The 20,645-nt window shown below is 70.5% G+C and carries 21 protein-coding genes, 1 tRNA gene and 1 pseudogene; 16 read left to right on the top strand and 7 right to left on the bottom strand.

All coding sequences use genetic code 11. The features are described from left to right. Nucleotides 1-419: 419 nt before the first annotated feature. A tRNA-OTHER gene (locus tag ACZ60T_RS27855) sits at nucleotides 420-497 on the top strand. Between the two features lie 68 nt (nucleotides 498-565). On the opposite strand, the pseudogene ACZ60T_RS27850 reads toward ACZ60T_RS27855, so the two are convergent. The 3 genes and pseudogenes from ACZ60T_RS27850 to ACZ60T_RS27840 form a co-directional block, all read right to left on the bottom strand. Beyond that, nucleotides 566-968 (bottom strand): annotated as a pseudogene (locus ACZ60T_RS27850) (tyrosine-type recombinase/integrase); the annotation flags it as partial. Nucleotides 969-1,482: 514 nt separating this feature from the next. Next, on the bottom strand, nucleotides 1,483-2,172 hold the full coding sequence (locus tag ACZ60T_RS27845; protein ID WP_469668335.1) for a hypothetical protein: 690 nt from the start codon (nucleotides 2,170-2,172) through the stop codon (nucleotides 1,483-1,485). 21 nt (nucleotides 2,173-2,193) lie between these two features. Then, nucleotides 2,194-2,553 carry a hypothetical protein gene (locus tag ACZ60T_RS27840; protein WP_469668334.1) on the bottom strand — a complete coding sequence of 120 codons (360 nt, stop codon included), beginning with the start codon at nucleotides 2,551-2,553 and terminating at the stop codon, nucleotides 2,194-2,196. A 135-nt stretch (nucleotides 2,554-2,688) separates the two neighbouring features. On the opposite strand from ACZ60T_RS27840, the gene ACZ60T_RS27835 reads away from it, so the two are divergent. The 8 genes from ACZ60T_RS27835 (at nucleotide 2,689) to ACZ60T_RS27800 (ending at nucleotide 8,369) form a co-directional block, all read left to right on the top strand. Continuing rightward, on the top strand, nucleotides 2,689-3,066 hold the full coding sequence (locus ACZ60T_RS27835; protein ID WP_469668333.1) for a deoxyxylulose-5-phosphate synthase: 378 nt from the start codon (nucleotides 2,689-2,691) through the stop codon (nucleotides 3,064-3,066). A gap of 262 nt (nucleotides 3,067-3,328) precedes the next feature. Further along, the gene (locus ACZ60T_RS27830; RefSeq protein ID WP_469668332.1) at nucleotides 3,329-3,829 is read left to right on the top strand and encodes a DUF3761 domain-containing protein; all 501 of its coding nucleotides are present in this window, start codon (nucleotides 3,329-3,331) and stop codon (nucleotides 3,827-3,829) included. 210 nt (nucleotides 3,830-4,039) lie between these two features. Beyond that, nucleotides 4,040-5,221: a DUF3103 family protein gene (locus ACZ60T_RS27825; RefSeq protein ID WP_469668331.1), complete on the top strand. Its 1,182-nt coding sequence runs from the start codon at nucleotides 4,040-4,042 to the stop codon at nucleotides 5,219-5,221. Between the two features lie 180 nt (nucleotides 5,222-5,401). Then, nucleotides 5,402-6,181, top strand: coding sequence for an SDR family NAD(P)-dependent oxidoreductase (locus tag ACZ60T_RS27820; protein WP_469668367.1), 780 nt, complete (start codon nucleotides 5,402-5,404; stop codon nucleotides 6,179-6,181). Nucleotides 6,182-6,319: 138 nt separating this feature from the next. Further along, a complete protein-coding gene (locus ACZ60T_RS27815) occupies nucleotides 6,320-6,709 on the top strand; it encodes a sortase-dependent protein (protein WP_469668330.1) in 390 nt (129 codons plus the stop codon). Then, entirely contained in the window at nucleotides 6,706-7,344 is a 639-nt protein-coding gene (locus tag ACZ60T_RS27810) for a class F sortase (RefSeq protein ID WP_469668329.1), read from the top strand. The genes ACZ60T_RS27815 and ACZ60T_RS27810 overlap by 4 nt, the downstream gene beginning before the upstream one ends. An 85-nt stretch (nucleotides 7,345-7,429) precedes the next feature. After that, nucleotides 7,430-7,921: an RNA polymerase sigma factor gene (locus ACZ60T_RS27805; protein WP_469668328.1), complete on the top strand. Its 492-nt coding sequence runs from the start codon at nucleotides 7,430-7,432 to the stop codon at nucleotides 7,919-7,921. Then, a complete protein-coding gene (locus ACZ60T_RS27800; RefSeq protein ID WP_469668327.1) occupies nucleotides 7,905-8,369 on the top strand; it encodes a hypothetical protein in 465 nt (154 codons plus the stop codon). The genes ACZ60T_RS27805 and ACZ60T_RS27800 overlap by 17 nt, the downstream gene beginning before the upstream one ends. Nucleotides 8,370-8,372: 3 nt before the next feature. Here the strand turns inward: ACZ60T_RS27800 and ACZ60T_RS27795 are convergent, their stop codons facing one another. Together ACZ60T_RS27795 and ACZ60T_RS27790 are read right to left on the bottom strand one after the other, a co-directional pair. Then, nucleotides 8,373-9,533, bottom strand: coding sequence for a hypothetical protein (locus ACZ60T_RS27795; RefSeq protein ID WP_469668366.1), 1,161 nt, complete (start codon nucleotides 9,531-9,533; stop codon nucleotides 8,373-8,375). Nucleotides 9,534-9,627: 94 nt separating this feature from the next. Further along, nucleotides 9,628-10,830 (bottom strand): MFS transporter, encoded by a 1,203-nt coding sequence (locus tag ACZ60T_RS27790; RefSeq protein ID WP_469668326.1) that lies wholly within the window; start codon nucleotides 10,828-10,830, stop codon nucleotides 9,628-9,630. An 83-nt stretch (nucleotides 10,831-10,913) separates the two neighbouring features. Here ACZ60T_RS27790 and ACZ60T_RS27785 point away from each other — a divergent pair, with 83 nt between their 5' ends. Then, on the top strand, nucleotides 10,914-11,879 hold the full coding sequence (locus ACZ60T_RS27785; protein ID WP_469668325.1) for an ArsR/SmtB family transcription factor: 966 nt from the start codon (nucleotides 10,914-10,916) through the stop codon (nucleotides 11,877-11,879). Between the two features lie 12 nt (nucleotides 11,880-11,891). On the opposite strand, the gene ACZ60T_RS27780 is transcribed toward ACZ60T_RS27785, so the two are convergent. Then, on the bottom strand, nucleotides 11,892-13,625 hold the full coding sequence (locus ACZ60T_RS27780) for an MFS transporter (protein ID WP_469668365.1): 1,734 nt from the start codon (nucleotides 13,623-13,625) through the stop codon (nucleotides 11,892-11,894). Between the two features lie 297 nt (nucleotides 13,626-13,922). Beyond that, nucleotides 13,923-16,493: a D-alanyl-D-alanine carboxypeptidase gene (locus ACZ60T_RS27775; RefSeq protein ID WP_469668363.1), complete on the bottom strand. Its 2,571-nt coding sequence runs from the start codon at nucleotides 16,491-16,493 to the stop codon at nucleotides 13,923-13,925. A gap of 159 nt (nucleotides 16,494-16,652) precedes the next feature. Between ACZ60T_RS27775 and ACZ60T_RS27770 the strand changes: the two genes are divergently transcribed. The 6 genes from ACZ60T_RS27770 to ACZ60T_RS27745 form a co-directional block, all read left to right on the top strand. Next, the gene (locus tag ACZ60T_RS27770) at nucleotides 16,653-17,408 is read left to right on the top strand and encodes a GOLPH3/VPS74 family protein (protein ID WP_365624463.1); all 756 of its coding nucleotides are present in this window, start codon (nucleotides 16,653-16,655) and stop codon (nucleotides 17,406-17,408) included. A 353-nt stretch (nucleotides 17,409-17,761) separates the two neighbouring features. Then, nucleotides 17,762-18,619 (top strand): helix-turn-helix domain-containing protein, encoded by an 858-nt coding sequence (locus ACZ60T_RS27765; protein WP_365624466.1) that lies wholly within the window; start codon nucleotides 17,762-17,764, stop codon nucleotides 18,617-18,619. Between the two features lie 225 nt (nucleotides 18,620-18,844). After that, nucleotides 18,845-19,054, top strand: a complete 210-nt coding sequence (locus tag ACZ60T_RS27760; protein ID WP_365624469.1) for a DUF397 domain-containing protein — start codon at nucleotides 18,845-18,847, stop codon at nucleotides 19,052-19,054. Nucleotides 19,055-19,331: 277 nt separating this feature from the next. Further along, nucleotides 19,332-19,838 (top strand): DUF2165 domain-containing protein, encoded by a 507-nt coding sequence (locus tag ACZ60T_RS27755; protein WP_469668323.1) that lies wholly within the window; start codon nucleotides 19,332-19,334, stop codon nucleotides 19,836-19,838. Nucleotides 19,839-20,030: 192 nt separating this feature from the next. After that, a complete protein-coding gene (locus ACZ60T_RS27750) occupies nucleotides 20,031-20,168 on the top strand; it encodes a hypothetical protein (RefSeq protein ID WP_469668322.1) in 138 nt (45 codons plus the stop codon). 53 nt (nucleotides 20,169-20,221) lie between these two features. Continuing rightward, a partial coding sequence (locus ACZ60T_RS27745; RefSeq protein WP_469668321.1) for a hypothetical protein occupies nucleotides 20,222-20,645 on the top strand: 424 nt, incomplete at its 3' end.

Genomic DNA, 20,645 nt, shown 5'->3' with positions numbered 1-20,645 from the left:
GCCCGGGTACCGCCCTTCACGGCTCCCCGGTGGTGTGTCGGACCGACCGGAGCTACCGCCCCTCCCATGTTCGTTGTAGTGCTCGACCTCTGCAGGTCAAAACTCGTTGCGTTATTGCTTCGTGACCAAGTACTGGCAGAACCTCGCGGAGTGCCGGGAAACGTCACCGCCGGCACAAGGTCAGCGAGCCGACCCCCCGCTCCGCCGGCTACTCGGCGTAGACGTCGAGCGCGCGCCGAGGTCTACCGCATCCTCCTCTAGAGCGGCCCCGCCATGCCCGACCCGATTGCAGGCTGACCCCGTACCGTCAGATCGGTACCCACGCGGAACGGATCCAGCACACATGGGGACGAGAAGCCCCGTGAAAACATGAGAACTACGGAGGGGTATTTTCCCAGACCAGACGCACCACACTCGATGTCTCCGCAGGTCACAGCCCCGCCCAGGGAAAACTCCTAAAGCGGGTGTCGCAGGTTCGAATCCTGCCGGGGGCACCAGGGCAAAGGCCCCGGACCGATCATGGTCCGGGGCCTTTGACATCTACTTCTGACATCAACGCGGGCGATCACCCACGATCAGGACGCCGCTTCCTGAGCAGTCGGTCCATGTGGCTCATCGCGCTGGGTGTCCTGGACAACGTGGGTGTACACGTCCATGGTGATGCTGATCTGGGAGTGCCCGAGGATCTCCATCACGACGCGAGGTGCGACCCCGGCCGCGGTGAAGAGGGTGGCCGTGCCGTGCCGGGCGTCGTACAGACGAATGACACGGAGGCCTGCGGACTGGGCGACACGGGTGAAGGAACGGTAGACGTTCCGCGGCTCGACCGGGCGACCGGTTCTGGTCGTGAAGACGTAGCCGGAGTCCTGCCACCTCTCCCCCGCTTTGGCGCGAGTCGCCGCCTGCCGCATCCTCTGCCAGCGCAGCGGCGCGATGCAGAGGGCAGGCAGCGGGACGGCACGGCCGCGCACCACTTCCCGTTCAACGCGAAAACGGGAGTCGGCGGCGTCGAGCGCCTGCAGACCGACCGCGTAGTTCCTCATGGCGGGCCAGTGACGCCGCTCCGCCACCAGGTCCAGCGCCGTCGTGGCGTCCTGTACGACGACGATCCCAAGAGCCGCCGTCGCCGGCGCTGGCAGGTCACCTCGTGGCCATCGACGAAGCCCGACCGTCGGTTAGGTCCCGGACGAGTCTCCAGGCCGCCCCCAGACAGGCCGGGGATGAAGCCAATCCCTTCAGAGCTGGAACCCCCGGAAGCCGACCGCGCGCGTGAAACCATAGGCGCAGGCACTGACACGGACCTGCCGACCATCATCCGCAGCCAGTCGGGCCGCATCACAACCGCACCAGTTCGAGCGAGGAACGGCCGTCGCAGCTTGCTCTGGTCGGCGGCACCAGCAGCGTGGCTGAGGCCGATGGCGGTGCAGCGATACGAGGCCCAGGCCTCCACCAACAGACCTGGAAACCCTGCGTCATAAGCCGTCAGGTGAGAGCGCCGGAACGCCATGTGCGCCAGACATGTCGGGTGTTCGGTATCTCGGGGTGGTCGAGGAGCCACAGCACGTAGCTTGCGTGAAGCTGTGCCGCAGGGTTTTCCGAGTGCTGTGCCTTGTGGAGCCTGCCGCGCAGCTCGTCGCCGTCCACTGCTCGGGCCACACGCACGTATTCACGGTCCTTGCATCGGTAGGTCCGCTGGACTGCCAGGTCGACCAAGTCTACAAGTTTCGCTCTCAGTTGTTGGTCGTGGTCGGTGGCGGCCAGATCACGGATCAGCGCTTGTTTCGCGCCCCATGCCTTGGCGTGCTCCGTCCACTCCCGTGGATAGCGCGCCTCCCACTCCAGGAAGAGCAGCGCGAGGGGCAACCGCGGCCACGTACTGATTTGCCCGTAGGCGTACTCGCTCCCGCTCCACAGCGCTCCCGGAAAACAGCGGCCGCCGGCCCTGCGGTAAGTCCGCATCCTGGTCCTGAACAACAGCCTGGGGAACGGGCCTTCGTGACACCGGGCAAACGCGGCCTCGGCCTCCGTGCGCGCTCTGGCGTGGTGGTCGAGGGCGGCGGCGCGCTCAGCGGGGTCCGGTGATACCAGGCCGTAAGCCCACGCCAAATCCTCGACCCACTCGTGGTTGTCGTCGATGCCCAAGCCTGTCACTTCTGCCACAGAAGAGATCATCTCGTGAGGGGTACGCGACCACTACTCCTTATGCTCGGCACCAGTCACGGGAGTGCCGCTTCGGCGGCAAAGTGTCCACACCCGCTGGAACCCCTCGGCCGAGATGGTCTCCAGCGGTGCCTCTTCGAGGTCGAGCGCTTGGTCGGTCAGGAAGCCGTGCTCGTCCTCCATGTACTCCCAGTCGTACCGGAGGAGTTGGCCGACTGAAGTCAGCTCGGCTTGCTTGACGGCGATCAACTCGCCGCGGTCGGATACGGCCTCGAAGTACCACAGGCCGCCGTCCTCGTCAGCGCCGCGGAAGTGGTGCCGCACGGTGGCGTTCTCGTCGAGTGCTCGGTAGTACGCCACGGTCTCTGCTCTGATGCGCTCCAGGTCGGCCACGAGGTCATCGTGCCCGGGGAGAGCCGATTCCGACCAGTTGCGTTCTTGAGGTCGGTCGCCGTCGCCGCGCCAACTGGGCCGCACAACCGCGCATTTCAGTCGGCTCGGCCCTTCGGGCCGATCTACTCTTGCCCCATGCCGTCCGGGAAGACCTCGTTCGTCTGCCTGCCCTGCCGGGCCTCGTACAAGCAGCCCCACCCCGGCCGCTATGACCACGAGCGGGTCTGTCCACGCTGCGCGGAACCGCTGATCCACGTCGGCTCCGCCTTCGCGGCGCCCAAGAGGCGGGACACCTCCGCCTGGCGCACGCTCTCCGTGCTGCTGCATGCCGGAGTTCGCTTCCACAAGAGCTGTTGCGGCGGCCCCGGTTACCGCCCTCGCACCCTCAGAGAGGTGCGCGAGCGGATGAACTACGCCCGGACCACCGGGGAACCGATCGCCCAGGCGCTGGTGCTCCACGAACTGCCCCAGCGGCCCAGTGGACCAGCGGCTTCGTATGACCGATCCGGCTGACGTACTGCCTGCTGCCTGTCGTCCTCCAATACGTCCTCACTCTGCCTGGCCAGAGGCACCGCAGAGGAGACTCCACAGCGGCGTCGAGTTGATTCGTCCATCGAACTGAGTCGGGTCGGCGGCGCAGCCCAGCCCTGTGCGACGGCAGGGCTCGGTTCCTCTCCCGGTGACGCCACGAACAGGTGACCGCCTCCCCGAAACGCACCCCAGACGTCACAACGCGCACTACGGTCAGCGCAGTCAACACGTCTGGGGGGACAATATGACCAATCCGTACACCGTGCCGCCGCAGCCGCCCGCCGCCGGCGCCACCGCCCCGAAGTGGGCGCGCAAGCGGTACGTGCTTCCGGCCATCGGGCTCGCCTTCTTCCTCGGTGCCGGTGTCGGCGCCGGCGGGAAGGACAGCGGGAACGACGCCAAGGCCGTGGCCGAGAAGGTTCAGCCGACCGCCACGGTCACCGCGACAGCGACGGCGACAGCCACGGCGACGGAGACCGCCGCCGACCCCGTACCGACCGTGACGGCGACGAAGACGGTCACGGTGAAGGTGACCGTCACCGCGAAGGCGGCCGACTCGGGGTCGGGACACGGCGGCAGTTCGTCCGGCGGGACGTCCGGGGGCGGCGGCTCCAGCTCCTCAGGAGGGTCCGACACCTCCGGGAACGGTGCCACCGCTCGGTGCAACGACGGCACCTACTCCTACGCCGCCCACCACCAAGGCGCCTGCTCGCACCACGGAGGCGTTGCCGTCTTCTACCGGTAGCCGACCGGACACACCGTCGTACGGATCACGCCAACGTCCGCCTTTGGGGCGGCAGTTCATCTGCCGTTGCCGTGAACACCTTGTGTTGGTGACATGTCCGCATCATCATGGCGTCCACGGAATCCATCTACCCGCATAGATCCTCTGCGGGACCGGCCATCCGTCCGTTTTCCCCTATTCCCCCCACTCCGACCTGGAGGATCGATCCTCGTGAGACCCAGACACGGCCGTCGGCGCGGCACCCTCACCGTCACCGCGGCCACCCTGGTCACCCTCTGTGCGGCCCAGACCCTGACCGCCGCGGCCTCGGCCTCCGCGGCGCCGGTCACCGACCGGGCGACGGTCTCGGCGCACGCGCACTCCGCCACCGCGTCCGCCGTCACCGCGGCCCAGGACCGGGCGGCGCGGGACATCGCGCGCTCGCTCGGCGACGGGGCCTGGAGCACGCGGCTGCGCACGGACGCGCTGAAGTCGTCCGAGGTGTCCGTCACCGAGCGCGCGAGCGGTCAGCTCAAGTCCCAGCTCACCGCCGCGGACCAGGACATCGCCAAGGCCAAGGGCCTCGGCACGAAGACCGGCCCGTTGCTGCGGCTGCGCCTCGGGGACCGCTCGATGCGGTCCGCGCTGTCGGCCGGTACGGCCCCCTGGGTCGCCGCGGCCGTCTCGGACGACGACGTCACCAGCGTCACCGCCTACGACAGCCAGGGCCGCGCCCACCGCCTGGACGCCCGCAAGGCTCCGACGCGGCCGGTGTACGTCGTCGACGTCGACAGCTCCAAGGCGCTGGCGGCCGGTCTGGACGTCCTGCGCGAGGAACTGGTGAAGGAGGGCGTGCAGTCCGCGGCGCCCGGCACCGTGAACACCACGGCGAGCGCGGCCCCGAAGGCCGCCGCGGCCACCGACGGCTACTGGACCACGAAGATCACCGCGGTCGAGCTGTCCGACGACGAGGAGCCCTGGATCAAGGGCGCCGCCGAGATCTACACCCTGGTCAGCGGCTTCGGCCAGGACGGCAAGGTCCGCGTCGACCCCGTGGACATGCCGTATCTCGACTACGAGGGCACGGTCTACCGGCCCAACCAGATCCTGGTCAACTGGTCGAACTACAAGTACAACCTGGCCGACGCCGTGATGATGGAGGAGGACGGCAGCACCAACTACCGTGACCTCGCCAAGGCGATCGCCGCGGTCCTGCTCACCGTCACCGACCAGGGCACCTACATCCCGCTGGTGAACGCGATCCTGGACGCCATACCGAACGACTGGTGGACCGACGACCCCGACTACGTGGATTCCTGGTACACCCTGGCCCAGAACAACAACGGCACGTACTACGGTGCCCGCGGCAACGGGTGGATGACCGTCGAGCCGTACTTCGTCCAGCAGTTCTGACGCACGAGGACCGAACCGGGCCTGCGGGACGGATGGTCCCGCAGGCCCGTTCGTATGCGTACGACCGTGTACGACGGTGAGGTCCCTCTCCGGCTCACGCCCCTGTCACGTAAGGTCGCCCGACCGGGTCTCGGTACGTGCCCGGACCGCCGATCGGAACCGAACACCTGGGGCGTGAAGATGGCCGCGCAGTCCTACCTCACCGAACTCTTCTCGCTGGAGGGCCGCGTCGCGCTGGTGACCGGAGGGAGTTCGGGGATCGGCCGGGGCATCACCGGAGCCCTCGCTCGCGCCGGGGCGCGGGTGGTGGTCGTGGCGCGCCGGGAGGAAGAACTTGCCGCGACCGTCGCGGAGTTGACCGTCGACGGCTGCCAAGCCGCCTGGGTCAGCGGTGACTTGAGTACCCGCAGTGGCGTACGGGCCGCTGCCGACGAAGCCGCCGCCGTGTTCGGCGAGCCGGACATCCTCGTCAACTCCGCCGGGATCAACCTGCGTCCGCCCTTGGGCGAGCTGACGGACGAGGAGTGGGACACCACCCTGGCCCTGAACCTGGAGGCCCCCTATCTGCTCGGGCAGCGCTTCGGGCCGGGCATGGCCGAGCGGGGCTTCGGGCGGATCATCCACATCTCCTCGCAGCAGGCGCACCGCGCCTTCGTGCAGAGCGGTGCGTACGGCGTGTCCAAGGGCGCCCTCGAGTCGCTGGCCCGCTCGCAGGCGGAGGCGTGGTCCCCGTACGGCGTCACCTGCAACACCCTGGTCCCGGGCTTCGTGATGACCCCGCTGAACCAGCGGCTGTCCGCCGATCCGGACAGGGTCGCCGCGCTCGCCGCGCGCACGCTGGTCGGGCGCAACGGCCTCGCGGAGGACTTCGCGGGCGCGGCGGTGTTCCTGGCGAGCCGCGCGTCCGCGTATGTCACCGGCCAGTCGATCTTCGTCGACGGCGGGTTCTCGGTGCACTGACGGGGGGCGCCCCACCTCTCGTACGGTTCTCGTACGCCTTTGCCTTCTCTTTACAACCCGCCCCGCCGCTGCCTCGTCTCTCCGCTCGATTCGTACCTCAGCCCGCCGCCCCGGCGGGCCGACGAAAGAGAGCGACCGATGCGCCGAACCGTCCTCAGTGCCGCGGCACTTGCCTGCACCGCCGTGCTGGCGGCCACCGTGCCCGCGTTCGCCGACACGGCGACCCCGTCCCCCGTGGCCTCCGCCCCGTCGCACACCGCCACCCCCAGCCCCGTGCCGAGCAGCCCCGGCTCCACGCAGCCCAAGCCCATGCCCTCCGTCAGCGCGGTCCCCTCGGCCAAGCCGGCCGTGCCCGCGGACAAGGGCCAGGTCTCCGTCGTACCGAAGGGCGCGCCCGACACCGGAGTGGCGGAGGAGTCCTCCGGCTCCGGCTCCCAGGGCGCGCTGATCGGCGGAGGCGCCGCCGCGGTGCTCGCCGCGGGCGGCGCGGTGTTCATCGTGCGTCGCCGGCGGGCGACCGGGGCATGACCCTGTTCTCCCGGCGCGCCCTCGCCGCCTCGGTGCTGGCCTCACTGCTGCTGGTGGGCTGCGGCGGCCCCGGCGACCACGGGTCCGGGGCCGCGAAGGACCACCGGACCACGGTCGCGAACTCCCCCCGTACGTCGGGGGATTCGTCCGGCCCCGCGCACACGGCGCACGCCCTGCGGCATTCGGCCCCGGTCAGGCTGCGGATCCCGGCCATCGGAGTCGACACCCCGGTCATGCGGCTGGGTCTCGAGGCGGACGGCAGTGTGCAGGTGCCCCCGATCGCGGCGGACGACCAGGCGGGCTGGTACGGCCACTCGCCGACCCCCGGTCAGGTCGGTCCGTCGGTCATCCTCGGCCATGCCACGGTCGGCGCCTACGGCGACGGGGTCTTCCGTGACCTCGCGCGGCTGCACCAGGGAGAGCGGATCGTGACGCGTCTGGAGAACGGCTCGGAGGCCGAGTTCACCGTCAGCTCCGTACGGACGGTCGCCAAGGCGACCTTCCCGACGGACGCCGTCTACGGGGACGTGGACCGGCCGGAGCTGCGGCTCATCACGTGTGGCGGGCCCCGGACCGGCGACGGCTACCGGGACAACGTGATCGTCTTCGCCACGCTGAGTTCCACCAGCCCCTGACCCGTCCCGGATCCCGGGCCGGTGGAACCCTCTTCCGCCGGCCCGGGGTCCTTCCCCACGAGTGCCCTCACGACCATGGAGTGCGTTGAAACGGTCCCGTGACAAGGCAGCGTCCGAGTTGTTCGCCGCCCTCTACCCGAGCCTGGCCGGCTGGTGCCGCCGTCTCGTCGACGACGACGAGACAGCCCACGAGGTGGCCTCGGAGGCCTTCACCCGGCTGTGGGCCCGCTGGACCTCCGTGGAGGAGCCCCGCGGCTTCCTCTACGTCACCGCGGCCAACCTCGTCCGGGACCACTGGCGCAAGCTGGAGCGCGAGCGCAGGGCCCTGCGCCGCGTCACCACGGAAGCGGCCGTCCGCCCGCACACCGAGCAGGCCGACCCGTCGGTCCGGCTGCTCGTGCAGTCGCTGCCGGAACGACTGCGTGTGCCGATCCTGTTGCACTACTACGCTGACATGCCGATCCGGGAGGTGTCCGCGCTGACCGGGCGCAAGGAAGGAACCGTCAAGGCCGACCTCCACGCGGCCCGTGAACTGCTCCGCGTCCACCTGAGGAGAAGCCTTGAGCACACGCTTTGACGACGACCCGGAGTTCGCGTCGGACGACCCCCTCGTGCTGCTCCTGCGGTCCTCACCCGAATCCGAGTACCTCGGGCCGCCCCCCGGCCGCTACGAGGAGATCCGCCGCGCCGCGAGCAGGCGTCGGCTGCGACGTGCCGCGACCGGGGCGGGCCTGACCGGCGCGGTCGCCGTCCTCGTCGCGTTGCCCTTCTACCTGACGGCGCCCTCGGCGCCCCCGTCCCCGGCGGTCCCCCTCGCCCCGCCGCCCGCGAGCAGTCCGGCCAAGCCCGCCGACCCGTCGGCGACGCCCGTACCGGTCGCCTCGTACCCCGCGAGCAAGCCCGCGCCCCGCGGGTCCGCCACCCCCAGCACCCCGTCGGAGCCCACCGTCGGGTCGCCGCAGATGTCGACGCCGTCGCGGAGCGGGGTGCCGACCCCCACGGCATCGAGCCCGAGCGAACCGTAGGGCTCAGACGCGGGACACGGTTCCGCAGCCCTTCGAGCGGTCGGCGCCGATGTCCTGGCTGCGGTCGTACGGATCCGTCGTCGGGCCGGTCGGATCCGCGCCCGCGGGGTGGGACGACGCGAACTGCGGGTGCAGGTAACCGTCGTAGACGTCGCAGGCCGAGTTGCCGATGTCCAGGTCGTAGCGCAGGACGGAGATCTTCCCCGGGGTGACCCGGTACCGCGACGGGTCGGTGAGTTCCACGTCGAGCACGCGCCGCACGACGGTGCGGGTCACCTCCTTCGCGTCCCGGTCCGCGCCGACGACCGGGTAGACGAAGGTGTAGTCGGCGTGCACGGTGACGGCGGCGTCCCGGCCCTTCTCGAACGTGACGCGGCCCCGGGTCTTGACCACGTCACCGGCCAGGCGCACCTCGGCCGGGTCGAAGCGGCTGAACATCCCCAGTGGATCGTGGCCCTTGTCCGGCTTGCGCAGGGCGGTGTCCAGGTGCGTGAGCAGGTCCTTCTGCCGGGGCTCGATCAGGTCGAGCGCGTCGGTGGGGCGCTTGCCGCGCAGGGTGGCCGGGTTCAGGTTCGCCTCGATCAGGAGTGTCCTGGTCTGCCGCAGCGCCTGTTCCACCTGCTTCGCCGACACCGAGCCGACCGGGGTCGCCTTCGGCAGGACGATCCCGGCCTCCCCGTCGGCCCAGCGCGCGGCCGGGGAACCGGCGAACGGCCGTGCCAGGGTGGGGACTCCGGGATCGGACGTGGGCGGAGCGGTCGGGGCCGCGGTCTCCTCCGGCAGCGGTGCCGCGACGGCCTCCCGGTCCCCCGAGCCGAAGAGATCACCGGGCAGCAGCGACGGCTTCAGCGCCACGACGGCCACCGCGAGCGCGACGGGCACGCCGAGGAGCGCCCACCGCCGCCGACGCCGGGCCGACCGCCCGTTCATCTGCTGCCAGGCAGGCCCCGTACGCCAGCCCGCGGGCAGTTCGCCCCGCGCCTCCTGCTCCCGCAGTCGCCCGGTGACCGTACGGGCCCGCGCGGACGGCTCCTTGGGCGCCGAGGAGCGGATGTCCCGCTCGCTGTCCCTGGCGAACTTCTCCCAGATGTCATCGGGCAGGGAGGAGGGCTCGGATCCCTTCCCGGAACCGGGTACAGGCTCCTCGGACGGCTTGTCGGCCACGGCGCGTACGTCTCCTGTCGACTCGATCGATGACAGCAGAGCGTACGACACCCGTACGACAGTCCTACCGGTCATTCTCCGCACCCCGGACGGCTCAACTCTCCTCGGCCACCAGGTGCTTGCCGGGTGCCGTGTCCAGCTCTCGGCGCCGTCCCGGCAGGGCCAGCGCCAGGGTCGCCGCGAGCGAGGCCGCCGCCATCACCGTGATCGCCGCGCCGGGCGTGGTCAGTTGGGCCACACCACCCGCAAGCGCCGCGCTCACGCCCTGCATCGTGAGCATGCCGGACGAGTGCAACCCGAGGGCGTGACCGCTCAGTTCCTCCGGGGTCAGCCGCATCAGGTTCTCCTGCTGGATCAGGCTCGCGGCGAAGCCCACCGAGGCCAGCGCCGCACAGGCCGCCGCCACGGACACCGAGGGGCGCAGGGCGAACACCAGGTACGGGGCAGCCAGCAGCACCAGGAACGGGATGCCGAGGCGGCGGCGCAGAGCGGGCGGCAGCAGACGGCCCGTCGTGACGTCCCCGACGAACATCCCCAACGCCGCGCACGCGAACAGCGCCCCGGCCCGGTCGGGCGCGTAGGAGACGAACAGCGACTCACAGCCGACCACCAGGCCGTTGGGCACCCACAGCAGCAGATACGTCGTACGGCGCGACGGGGACGACCACAGCAGCGCGTTGGTGCGCCAGGTCCGCGCGATCGACGGGCGGCCCGCGGCACGGGGAGCGCGCCGGGTCAGGCCGAGCCGACTGACGAGCGCCGCCCCGAGGTAGAGCACCGCGGCCACGCCGAGCGTGGTGCGCGGCGACAGCGCCGCCACCAGGACGCCACCCGTCGCGTACCCGATGATCTGCGCGATCCCGCTGACCATGTTGAACACCGAACGGCCCAGCAGATAGCCGTCCTTGGACAGGATCTCGGTCAGCAGCCCCCAACGGACCCCGCCGCCGAGCGACTGGACCAGGCCGAGGAGCAGCAGCAGCGCGAAGACCCACCCGATCGGCAGGCCCGGCATCGCCATCAGCGCCGTACCGGCCGCGAACGCGCACGCGATGCCCGTCATGGTCGCGCGCGGCGGCAGCCGGTCCGCGGCCGACAGCAGCGTGGTCGCGCCCACGACCTGGGCCAGTTGCGGCCCGAACATGCTGATCGCGGAGAGCAGGGGCGAGTCGGTGGCCCGGTACACCAGCGTGCCGAGGGCCAAGCCACCGAGGGTCATCGCGGCGGTCTGGAGCGAGGTGGACAGGAAGAGCGGGGTGAACTCCCGGGTGCGGAAGAGATCGGAGTAGCTGCGCATGGGCGGAGTCTGAGCAGGTCGTGACGGCGGTCGTTACTGTTTCGCGCACACGCGAAACATCGAGGGGAGGAGCGTACGGCGCCATGGGTCTCTGGTACGTCAACGCCGACACCCTCGCCGGGAGCCGGTTCCGGATCTCACCGCTCGCCGAGGTCTTCGCGAGCCTGCAACTGCTGCACCGGGGCACCGCCTCCCACCCGGGGGAGCGTGCCTGGCTGACCATGCATCTGCCCGCCTACCAACGGAAGTTGGCCGCCGATCCGGTGACCGCGCTGCTGGTGCGCTGCGGTCTCGGACCGGAGTGGATCGCGGACTTCCTCACGCCCACCCCGAGGCGCGGGGAGGGCTTCGAGGAGGCCGTGGCCCGCGTGCGGACGACGCCTCCCGCCGAGGCCCGCGGCCAGGTCACCGTCGCCCTGCGCGGACCGCTCCCCGCCCGCCTGGACCGCGACGACCTGCCCGAACGCGCCGCCGAGCTGTTCACCTGGGTGTGGACGCGGACCGTACAGCCCTCCTGGGACCGGCGGCGGCTCGTCCTGGAGGCCGATGTGGTCGCACGGTCCGCCCAGTGGAGCCACGGCGGCTGGGCCGCCGCGGTGGACGCCCTGCGGCCGGGCCGCACCCGCTGGCTCGGCGACAACCGGCTCCAGGTCAACCTCCACGAGTATCCGCCGCGCGAGATCTCCGGCGCCGAACTGGTCTTCGTGCCGGTCACCCCGCAGACCGGCTGGGTGTCCTGGGAGGAGCCCGACCGGTACGCCGTCATCTACCCGTGCGCGGGCGTCCTGGCCCAGGGGCCGCGCGACGCGGTGCCCGCGAGCCTCGGCGCGCTGCTCGGACCGGCGCGCGCCGGAGTCCTCGTACTGCTCGACTCCCCCATGAGCACGAGCCAGTTGGTCGCGGTGACCGGGCAGGGGCTCGGCTCGGTCGGCCGACATCTGCGGGTGCTGCTGGACGCGCGGCTGGTGGAGCGGCGGCGGGCGGGGCGCTCGGTGCTGTACTCCCGCACGGCCGCCGGGGAGGTCCTCGTCACGGCGCAGCGGGGCTGACGGCTGTCCTCGTCAGTGCAGCTCGGGCGGGCAGGGCGTGCCCCGCGGGAACTGGTACGGCGCGCCCAGCCGGTAGGTGCCCGGTCGCGGAGCGAGCAGTTCCGTCCACTTGTCGCCCGCGGCGTCCTCGGGCGCCTCCCGGACACAGCCGTTGAGGTTGTCGTACGTCTTCGGCGCGCCCTCCGCGCGGTGCTTGGACTTCTCGGTCTCGCGCGGCGGCTTGACGCCGTTGCCCTCCTCGTCGACCAGGCCCAGCCAGGGCGAGTACGGGACGCGGATGAGGACCCGGCCCGCCTTCGTCACCCGCATCGTCAGCTCGCCCTGCTCGGCCCGGTCGACCACCGCGGGGGGATCCGCCATGGGGGTCGGGTCGGTCACGGCGAAGAGCTGGAAGGTCGCGTCGCCCCAGATCTGCTGGAGATACGGCATGCCCCGCTGGACGAGCGCGCGCTCGCGCTGGCCGCCGGTCGGGTCCGGCTCTCCCTTCGGCAGCACCACGAAGTGCACCGACCAGCGTTGCAGCCAGTCGTGGTAGTTCGCGGAGTTGAGCGTGTCGTCGTAGAAGAGCGGGTTGCGCTTCATGTCGGCCTGCCGGTTCCAGCCGCGGGCCAGGTTGACGTACGGGGCCAGCGCCGACGCCTCGCGGTGCGAGCGTGCCGGGACGACCTCCACGCGGCCCTTCTCCGCGCCTGCCGACTGGAGCTGGTTCACCAGCGGGGCGATCTCGCGGGCCCAGGACGCCGCCGGGGCCGTGTGGACGATGTCGTCGACCGTCTTGACGCCGATCCATGCGCCGAAGCCGACGCAGGCGATGACGAGGGCGTACCACTTACGGCTGCGCGGCACCGTGAACGGCAGGGCCGCGACCAGCGCCACACCCGCGAACAGCATCGCGAGCCGGGTGATGTTCGAGCCGATCTGTGAGCTGATCAGCCAGACCAGGAGCACGGAGATCGCGTAGACCGCCGAGGTGATGCGTACCGTCTTCCATTCCTTGGGGACCAGGAAGTAGACGAAGACGGCGTAGATGACGGGCAGGCTCGCGGAGCCCGGCCCCATCGGCTGCGTTCCGGAGAACGGGAACAGCCAGGCCGACAGCGCGACCACCACGGACGGCGCGAGGCCGAGGGCCCATGCGCCCGGCCGGCGCTTCTGGAGGAACAGCGCCACCGCGACCAGGCCGACGAACAGGCCCGCGACCGGGGACGCCATCGTGGCGAGCGCGGCCAGCGGCGCGGCGCACAGCGCCTTCGCCCAGCGCTTGTAGCGCCAGCGGTGGGGCCAGCAGAAGACGCACGCGGTCGCGCCCAGCGCGAACGCCATGCCGAGCCCGAAGGTCACCCGCCCCGATATGGCGTTGCAGACCAGCCCGAACACCCCGGCGAGCGCCGGCCACCACGGCTCGCGGACCGCGCGACTGCGGATGAGGACGAGTGTGAGGAGTCCGGCCGAGACGGTCCCGGCGATCATCATCGTCGTACGGACGCCGAGCACGGACATCAGATACGGCGAGACCACGCTGTACGACACGGGGTGCATGCCCCCGTACCAGGCGAGGTTGTACGCCGAGTCCGGGTGGCGGCCGACGAACTCCGCCCACGCGTCCTGCGCCGCGAGGTCGCCGCCGCTGTTCGCGAACGTGAAGAACCAGACGAGGTGCAGCACCCCGGCGAGGGCCGTGATCGTCAGGACGGGGTGCCTGCGGGCGAGGTCCGCGCCACGGGAGGACCGCAGCCTGGCGAGCAGGGTGCGCGGGACGGACTCGCCGGTCGGCGCGCCATGCGGTATTCGCAAGGCCGAGGCCTCGTCCGTACGGCGGCCCGGTTCGGCGTCGTCGGCGTGTGTCGGCTCCGCTGTCGCCACTTGAGGCACTCCCCGTGTCCTGTCCCGCGTGACGGCCGCTTCCCGTCCGCCCCCGCTTCACGGCCGCGTTTCAGCGACTGTCGACCTGTCCGATTCGTGACGCTAGCACGCACCTCGCCGCGGGTGTTCCCGGGTGGGGATCCCGCGGCGAGGGACTGACCGTGTGCTTGCGGCGGCGGTTCAGCCGATCCGGGTCAGCTTGTCCGCGAAGCCGGGCTCCGCCAGGTCCGCCTGAAGGGCGACCGGGACCTTCACCGCGCCGTCGGAGCTGCCGTCGCCGACGGTGAGCGTGCCCACCGTGGTACCGGCCTTCGCGGTGTGCGGTACGTCCTTGGCGTTGAAGGACAGCTTCACCTGGAGCCCGGACCAGCCGACCGCGGTGACGTCCTGCGTGACCACGACCGGGGTGTGCCCGCCGAGCTGATCGTCGACGTACCCGACGACGTCACCCTTCTTCAGGATCTTCGCGGAGGTCGGCGCCTCCTTGGCTGCGACCAGCGCCGTCTTGCTGACCGCGTTGACCGTGGCGAGGATCTCTCGCTTGTGCTGGCCGAGGATCGCACCGACGATGGTCACCGTCCGGCCGTCGACCTGCTTGTGAGCGGCGAAGAGCAGGTTGCCGCCGGCCGCGGTGGTGGAGCCGGTCTTCAGACCGATCGCGCCGACGGTGTAGGGCAACTCGTTGTAGTTGTTCCAGTACTTCCCGGACGGATCTGTCCAACTCGCCACACTGGTGATGGCCACCATGGCCGGGATCCGCATGGCCGCGGAACCGAGCTTCACCTGGTCCTCGGCAGTGGAGACCGTGGACTTGGTCAGGCCGGACGGGTCCGTGTACGTCGTGTTGGTCATGCCCAGTTCCTTGGCGGTGTCGTTCATCTTCTTGACGAACGCCTCCGAGGAACCCGCGTCCCAGCGCGCCAGCAGTCGCGCGATGTTGTTCGCGGAGGGGATCATGACGGCGGACAGGGCCTGCTTCTCGGTGAGGAAGTCGCCCTCCTTGACGGTGTTGAGCGTGGACTCGTCACCGGTGACGTCGTAGCCGGCCTCCTTGGCCGCCGTCGCGTCGATCTTGATCTTGGGGCCTTCCTGGCCCGGCTTCAGCGGGTGGTCCCTGAGGATGATGTACGCCGTCATGGTCTTGGTGACCGAGGCGATGGGCACCGGCTTCTGCTCACCGAAGTGGTCCATCGTGCCGATGCCGTCGACGTCCATCCAGCCCTGACCCTCGCTCGGCCAGGGCAGCTTCAGCTTGTCGCCCTCGAAGGTGTAGCTGTCCTTGGCGGTGAGCGCGAGCGTCGGGGTCGGCAGCGGGCGTACGGCCTGTGCGATCGCGAAGATGATCGCCAGCAGGATGACGAGCGGCGTCCAGATCTTGAACCGGCGCGCTATGGTCCGCACCGGAGTCTCCGGCGGCGGCGGGGTGTTGGTCAGCTCGGCGAGCAGATCCATCGGCGGCTTCGGCGGAAGCGGCTGCTGGGTGGTGCGCTCGGGGCCGACCTGGGGCAGCGCGGTGGTCGCCTCGGCGGTACCGGCGGCGGGCTTCGGCTTGGCCGGGGCCTGCTCGTCCAGGGACTTCAGCGCGACGAACTTGCTCGTGCGTTCGGCGCCGGAGGTCGCGTCGGAGGCGGGCTCGCCGGGCTTCGGCTTGTCGTCGTGCCCCTCCGCCTCGGAAGCCTTGCCCTCGGCGGGCTTGGCGGCCCATGCCGGACCGGGCTTGCGCGCGGGCCTGTCGGTCCCGCCCGCGGCAGCGGAACCCTCGGACGGCTTGGCGTCGGGCCGCTTGAGCATGGTCGTGGGCTGATCCACGACCGGCTTCCGGACCTTGAAGATCGCGGTGGGCTGATCGACGGAGGGCTTGGAGCCCTTGTCGTCTTCGGCTTCCGCGTCAGAGGACTTCTCGGAGTCGTCCTCGGACTTGGGTGCCTTCTTGGCGTCAGACTCGGGCTTCGCGTCGCCCTTGGCGCCGACCTCGGCCTTGGCGGCCTGTTCGGACTTGCCCTTGACTCCGACCTCGGCCTCGGGGGCCTGTTCGGACTTGCCCTTGGCCTCGGAAGCACCGTCGGCCTCGGAGTCCTCCTCGGCCTTGGCGTCCGCCTCGGCTTCGGAGCCCGACTCGTCCTCCTTCTCGGACTTGCCCCCGCTCTTGGGGGCCTCCTCACTCTTGGGCGCGTCCTTGGCGTCCGCACCGGAGTCCGCGGACTCGGCGTCGCCTTCGGCCGCACCCTCGGTCGCCGTCTCCGCGGCGCCGCTCTCGCTCTCGTCGACCTGCTCGGCCTCCGCGGACTCGTCCTCGGCCGTCACGGCCGACGCGGCGTCGGAACCCCCACGCCCCGCACCGGACTTGGCCTCGGCGGACGCGCCCTCGGCGACGTCCTCCGCGCTCCGTACCCACGAGGCCAGCGAGGCACGACGCGCACCGTCGTCCCCGGTGCCCTTGCCCCGTCCGGCGACGCCCCAGGCGTCCGTACCGGTCTCGCCGTCGGCCGCGTCACGCGGCTCCCGTCCGGAGAACGCCGCCGTCGTCTGATCGGCCCCCGTCTTCTCCCCCGCCTTCTCCTCGGTCAACACGACCCGGGGATCGTGGCCGGTTCGGGTCGCCCCCGGAACCGGAGCCCCACTCCCCGACGTCGCTTCCGCCGACGACCCCTGCTGCTTCGACCTGTCGGGGGACTCGCCCGCCACCGATGCCTCCTCGTTGCGCCCCGCCCACGCGCGCGCTTGCCGAACCACGAACCGCCGTCCGGACATCACTGTCCGAACCATGTACCAGTGTCCTGTCTGAGAGATTGACCCCTGCGCTAGACGAGAACGACATACCTGTCGGTTCCACTACATTCCGGTCAGGCACTCTCGACAGACCAATGTGAGAGGGGTCACCCTGTCATTCATCCACGCGGGGAGGCATGGATGGGCAGGAGCCGCAGAACACTTCCGGAAGAGCTTCTGTTGCTGGCGCTGGACCCGGCCACGGGTACCACTGCACAGCCGCAGTCGCTCGACCTCGGTCTGGCCGGAGCACAGCTCGTGGAGCTGGCGCTGGCCGGACGGATAGCCCCAGACGGGGATCGTATCGCCGTGGTGGTGCCACGGCCGACTGGAGATCCGACTCTGGACAGCGCGTTGGAGTTGCTGCGCAGGCGTGGCGCTCCCGTACGGGCGGTCCATTGGATCGGCGGGCCGCGCCTCGGTCTTCGCCAGACGTATCTCTCGCACCTCGAACGGTGCGGCATGGTCCAGGCCGTGCCCGGCCAGATGTGCGGGGTGCTGCCGACGACGCGCTATCAGGCGACGGAGACGGCCATCAGCCGGGAGATCAGGGCCCGGCTGGACACCGCCATCCGTACCGGCGTGCCGCCGGACGCCCGGACCGCGGCGCTCGCCGCGCTGGCCCACGCGGTCGGCCTGGGCAAGCACCTGTATCCGGGCAACGAGGGGCGCTCGTCCCGCTCCCGGCTGCGGGATCTGATCAGGCACGACCCCATGGGCGGTCTCGTGGCGCACGCCGTGATGGACGTCCAGAACGGCGTGGGCGCCCAGCCGCGACGTGGCCCGGCGCCGTCTCGTCGCCAGGCCGCCTCGGCCAAGTCCGCAGCGGAACCCGCCCACGGCGTTCCGATGCAATCGCATCACCACGGGTCCATGGCGCGCGCCGTGGCCCACTGATCCACACCTCACGAACCGGAACGGCGTCCCTCACCGAGGCCCGTTCCGGGAGCCACCGGCCCGCGCGGGACGGGTCGAGACCGTACGTCGGACGACGCTGCGGCCTCACCCCCCGCGCGGCCGCATGCCGACCGCCGTACGTGAACTCCCGGCCCCCGGTGGTTCCTTCGTACGACAGCGGCAGAACCGTACGACATCTCCGGGCGCCGAGGGCCAACTTCTGGCCAAGTGACCCCCAACGGGCGTGCAGGCGCCGCATATCCGCTGTTTCCCAGCGGTAGGAAACACCTTGGTGGCAATCTGCTCAGCAGCAGATAAGCAAAGCAGGGGCACGCAGCCGGAGGTGCACATCCGTGGCGTCGAATGTCAATCCCACCGTCCGGCGACGCCGGTTGGGCCAGGAACTACGCAAGCTTCGTGAACTCAAGGGGATGACCGCCGAAGAGGTCGCCGAGCGACTCCTGGTCTCGCAGTCGAAGATCAGCAGGTTGGAGAACGGCCGCCGCAGCATCAGCCCGCGCGATGTGCGCGACCTGTGCGGTGTCTACGAGGTCGAGGACCAGCGCGTCGTGGACTCCCTGATGGAAATGGCGCGGGCCTCGCGCCAGCAGGGCTGGTGGCACGCCTTCGGGGACATTCCCTACAGCGTCTACATCGGTCTGGAGACCGACGCGGAGTCGCTACGGGTCTACGAACCCCAGATCGTCACCGGTCTGTTGCAGACACCCGCCTACGCCGAGGCCCTCATCCAGGGCGCGCTGCCGGAGACATCGCCGGCCGACATCGACAAGCGGGTCAAGGTGCGGATGCGGCGCCAGGACCGCGTCACCGACGAGAAGAACCCGCTCAGGCTGTGGGTGGTGCTGGACGAGGCCGCCCTGCGCCGGATCGTGGGCGACCGCTCCGTGATGCGCGAGCAGTTGGAGTACCTCGCGGACATGTCCCGGCTGCCCCATGTCACCGTGCAGGTACTGCCGTTCGACGTGGGCGCGCATCCCGGGCTCAACGGCCAGTACGCGATTCTGGAGTTCACGGACACCGCCGACTCGAGCGTGGTCTACCTCGAGGGCGTCACCAGCGACCTGTATCTGGAAAAGGCCCACGACGTGCAGAAGTACGCCGTGATGTACGAGCACTTGCGCGCGCAGGCGCTGAATGTGGACCAGTCCCGTCAGCTCATCGCCGATATGGCGAAGGAGTACGCGCCCTGAGCATTCCGTATCGAGAAGCGCCGGACCATACACCAGCAAATCCTCAACACGTAAGTGTCTCTTGGGATTTGCCATCCGGTCGGGTGAACGGCCGCTCCGGGCCGCGAAGTTGTCGAGTAGCTTCCATCACGCCATCAGCAATCAGGTTGGCGCGGATCGCACCGCGGGCATGCGCTGTGACCGTGTGGCGATGACAGTAACTCGGCAACTCGCACCGGAGTGAACATGGCAGTTCTTCAGGGGTCCACGACCACGTGGACCAAGTCGTCGTACTCGGCCGGAAACGGCGCCTGCGTCGAGGTCAAGTCCCCCCTCCCGGCGGCGCTTCAGGTCCGCGACTCGAAGGTCATCGAGGGTCCGGAGCTGACCTTCCCCGCGGATTCCTGGAACGCGTTCGTGACAGCGGTGGGCCGGGGGACGTCCACCCTGGCCTGACGCGTCGATGACCGCGTCCACAACCGCACAGGCACACCGAAAGAGCCCTCTCGACCGGCCCGCCGTCCCGGCCGAGGGGGCTCTCGCCTGTCCGGGGCCCGGATCACTTCACGGTGGCAGGGCGACGTCGCGAGGCCGGGGGTACCTCCCGGTCGAAGGGCGGGGAGGGACTTTCGCAACAGGCCCTGGCGACGGGCAGGGTCGAACGCATCGAACCACGCCAGTCTGGCTCAATGCGTACGGGAGGCACGCCTCTTCGCCGGGAAGGAACCCCGGCATGAAGACCAATCCCACCTCACGTGCCACTCTGCACCTCACCGCCACCATCCTCACCGGCACGGTCGCCCTCTACATCACACTCGTCGCGTTCGGGAACATCACCGACTTCGGGACCAATCAGCAGTTCGTGCGGCATGTGCTGGCCATGGACACGACGTTCAAGGACGAAGACCTGATGTGGCGGGCCATCACTTCGCATGCTTGGCAGGACGGCGCGTATGTGGCGATCATCGCCTGGGAGACACTCGCGGCACTGCTCCTGATCACCGCGACCTGGCTCTGGGCCCGGCGGCGACCGCGGGCCCGGCAACTGTCCACTCTTGGGCTGTTGATGCTCCTGCTGCTGTTCGGCGCGGGCTTCATCGCGATAGGCGGCGAGTGGTTCGCGATGTGGCAGTCCAAGACATGGAACGGTTTGGACGCGGCCACCCGGGTCGTCGTGCTGGCCGGGGTGGCCCTGCTGGCGACGCATCTGCCAGGGGCGGCGGACCCGGAGAACGACTGATCTGCCGGACCGATGACGGGTGCCCCGAGACCATGGCCTCGGGGCACCGTCGCGCGTTGCCGGGGAGCGGACGGCCCTTCGGCGTCGCCGCTCGCATCGGGTCGCTAGCCCAGGTGCTGGCAGACCACGTAGACCGTGGTGGAGGCGGTGGGGCTGACGGCAGTGCCGTCGGCCTGCCACCCCAGAGGAACGTTGCCCGAAACAACCGGGGTGGTGGCAGCCGCGGCAGGCCCGGACGGCCCGGCCGTGACCCCGGACCCGCTGATGGCGGTGTCACCGCCGTTGCAGAACGCCGCCGCCGTGGGAGCACCCGTACCGGTCGCGATGTAGTTGGTGATAGCCGCGCCACCGCCGCCCTGGGCCCCTTGCGGACCCTGCGGCCCTTGGGTCCCCGCTCCTTGTACGCCTTGCGCGCCCTGCGCACCCTGAGCCCCGGTACCGCCCTGGAAGCCCTGGGTACCCTGCGATCCCTGGGTACCCTGCGCCCCCGTCACACCCTGCGGGCCCTCGACGCCCTGCGGGCCCAAGGCCCCCTGGAACCCCTGCGGACCGGGCTCCCCCGTCACACCCTGCGGCCCTTCGACACCCTGCGGCCCCAGAGGGCCCTGGAACCCCTGCGCGCCCTGAGCTCCCTGCGCACCCTGCGCGCCCGCCCCCTGCACACCCTGAGCACCCTGTGTGCCCTGAACGCCCTGGGGTCCCTGCGTCCCTGCCCCCGTCAGGCCCTGCGGACCCTGCGGCCCCGTACCACCCTGGAACCCCTGAGAACCCTGGACCCCCTGCGCGCCCTGCGTCCCCGCGCCCGTC

It is taken from the genome of Streptomyces sp. NPDC104371 (assembly GCF_055583785.1).
The sequence above is the reverse complement of the archived record's forward strand: the minus strand, read 5'-3'. Positions and strand labels throughout refer to the sequence as shown.

What these genes read in the sequence shown, in the direction of transcription:
- ACZ60T_RS27785 (WP_469668325.1), top strand. Translation starts at nt 10,914, where the DNA reads ATGGGTCTCTGGTACGTCAACGCCGACACCCTCGCCGGGAGCCGGTTC.
- ACZ60T_RS27830 (WP_469668332.1), top strand. Translation starts at nt 3,329, where the DNA reads ATGACCAATCCGTACACCGTGCCGCCGCAGCCGCCCGCCGCCGGCGCC.
- ACZ60T_RS27775 (WP_469668363.1), bottom strand. Translation starts at nt 16,493, where the DNA reads ATGTCCGGACGGCGGTTCGTGGTTCGGCAAGCGCGCGCGTGGGCGGGG.
- ACZ60T_RS27770 (WP_365624463.1), top strand. Translation starts at nt 16,653, where the DNA reads ATGGGCAGGAGCCGCAGAACACTTCCGGAAGAGCTTCTGTTGCTGGCG.
- ACZ60T_RS27790 (WP_469668326.1), bottom strand. Translation starts at nt 10,830, where the DNA reads ATGCGCAGCTACTCCGATCTCTTCCGCACCCGGGAGTTCACCCCGCTC.
- ACZ60T_RS27815 (WP_469668330.1), top strand. Translation starts at nt 6,320, where the DNA reads ATGCGCCGAACCGTCCTCAGTGCCGCGGCACTTGCCTGCACCGCCGTG.
- ACZ60T_RS27845 (WP_469668335.1), bottom strand. Translation starts at nt 2,172, where the DNA reads ATGATCTCTTCTGTGGCAGAAGTGACAGGCTTGGGCATCGACGACAAC.
- ACZ60T_RS27755 (WP_469668323.1), top strand. Translation starts at nt 19,332, where the DNA reads ATGAAGACCAATCCCACCTCACGTGCCACTCTGCACCTCACCGCCACC.
- ACZ60T_RS27820 (WP_469668367.1), top strand. Translation starts at nt 5,402, where the DNA reads ATGGCCGCGCAGTCCTACCTCACCGAACTCTTCTCGCTGGAGGGCCGC.
- ACZ60T_RS27760 (WP_365624469.1), top strand. Translation starts at nt 18,845, where the DNA reads ATGGCAGTTCTTCAGGGGTCCACGACCACGTGGACCAAGTCGTCGTAC.
- ACZ60T_RS27835 (WP_469668333.1), top strand. Translation starts at nt 2,689, where the DNA reads ATGCCGTCCGGGAAGACCTCGTTCGTCTGCCTGCCCTGCCGGGCCTCG.
- ACZ60T_RS27810 (WP_469668329.1), top strand. Translation starts at nt 6,706, where the DNA reads ATGACCCTGTTCTCCCGGCGCGCCCTCGCCGCCTCGGTGCTGGCCTCA.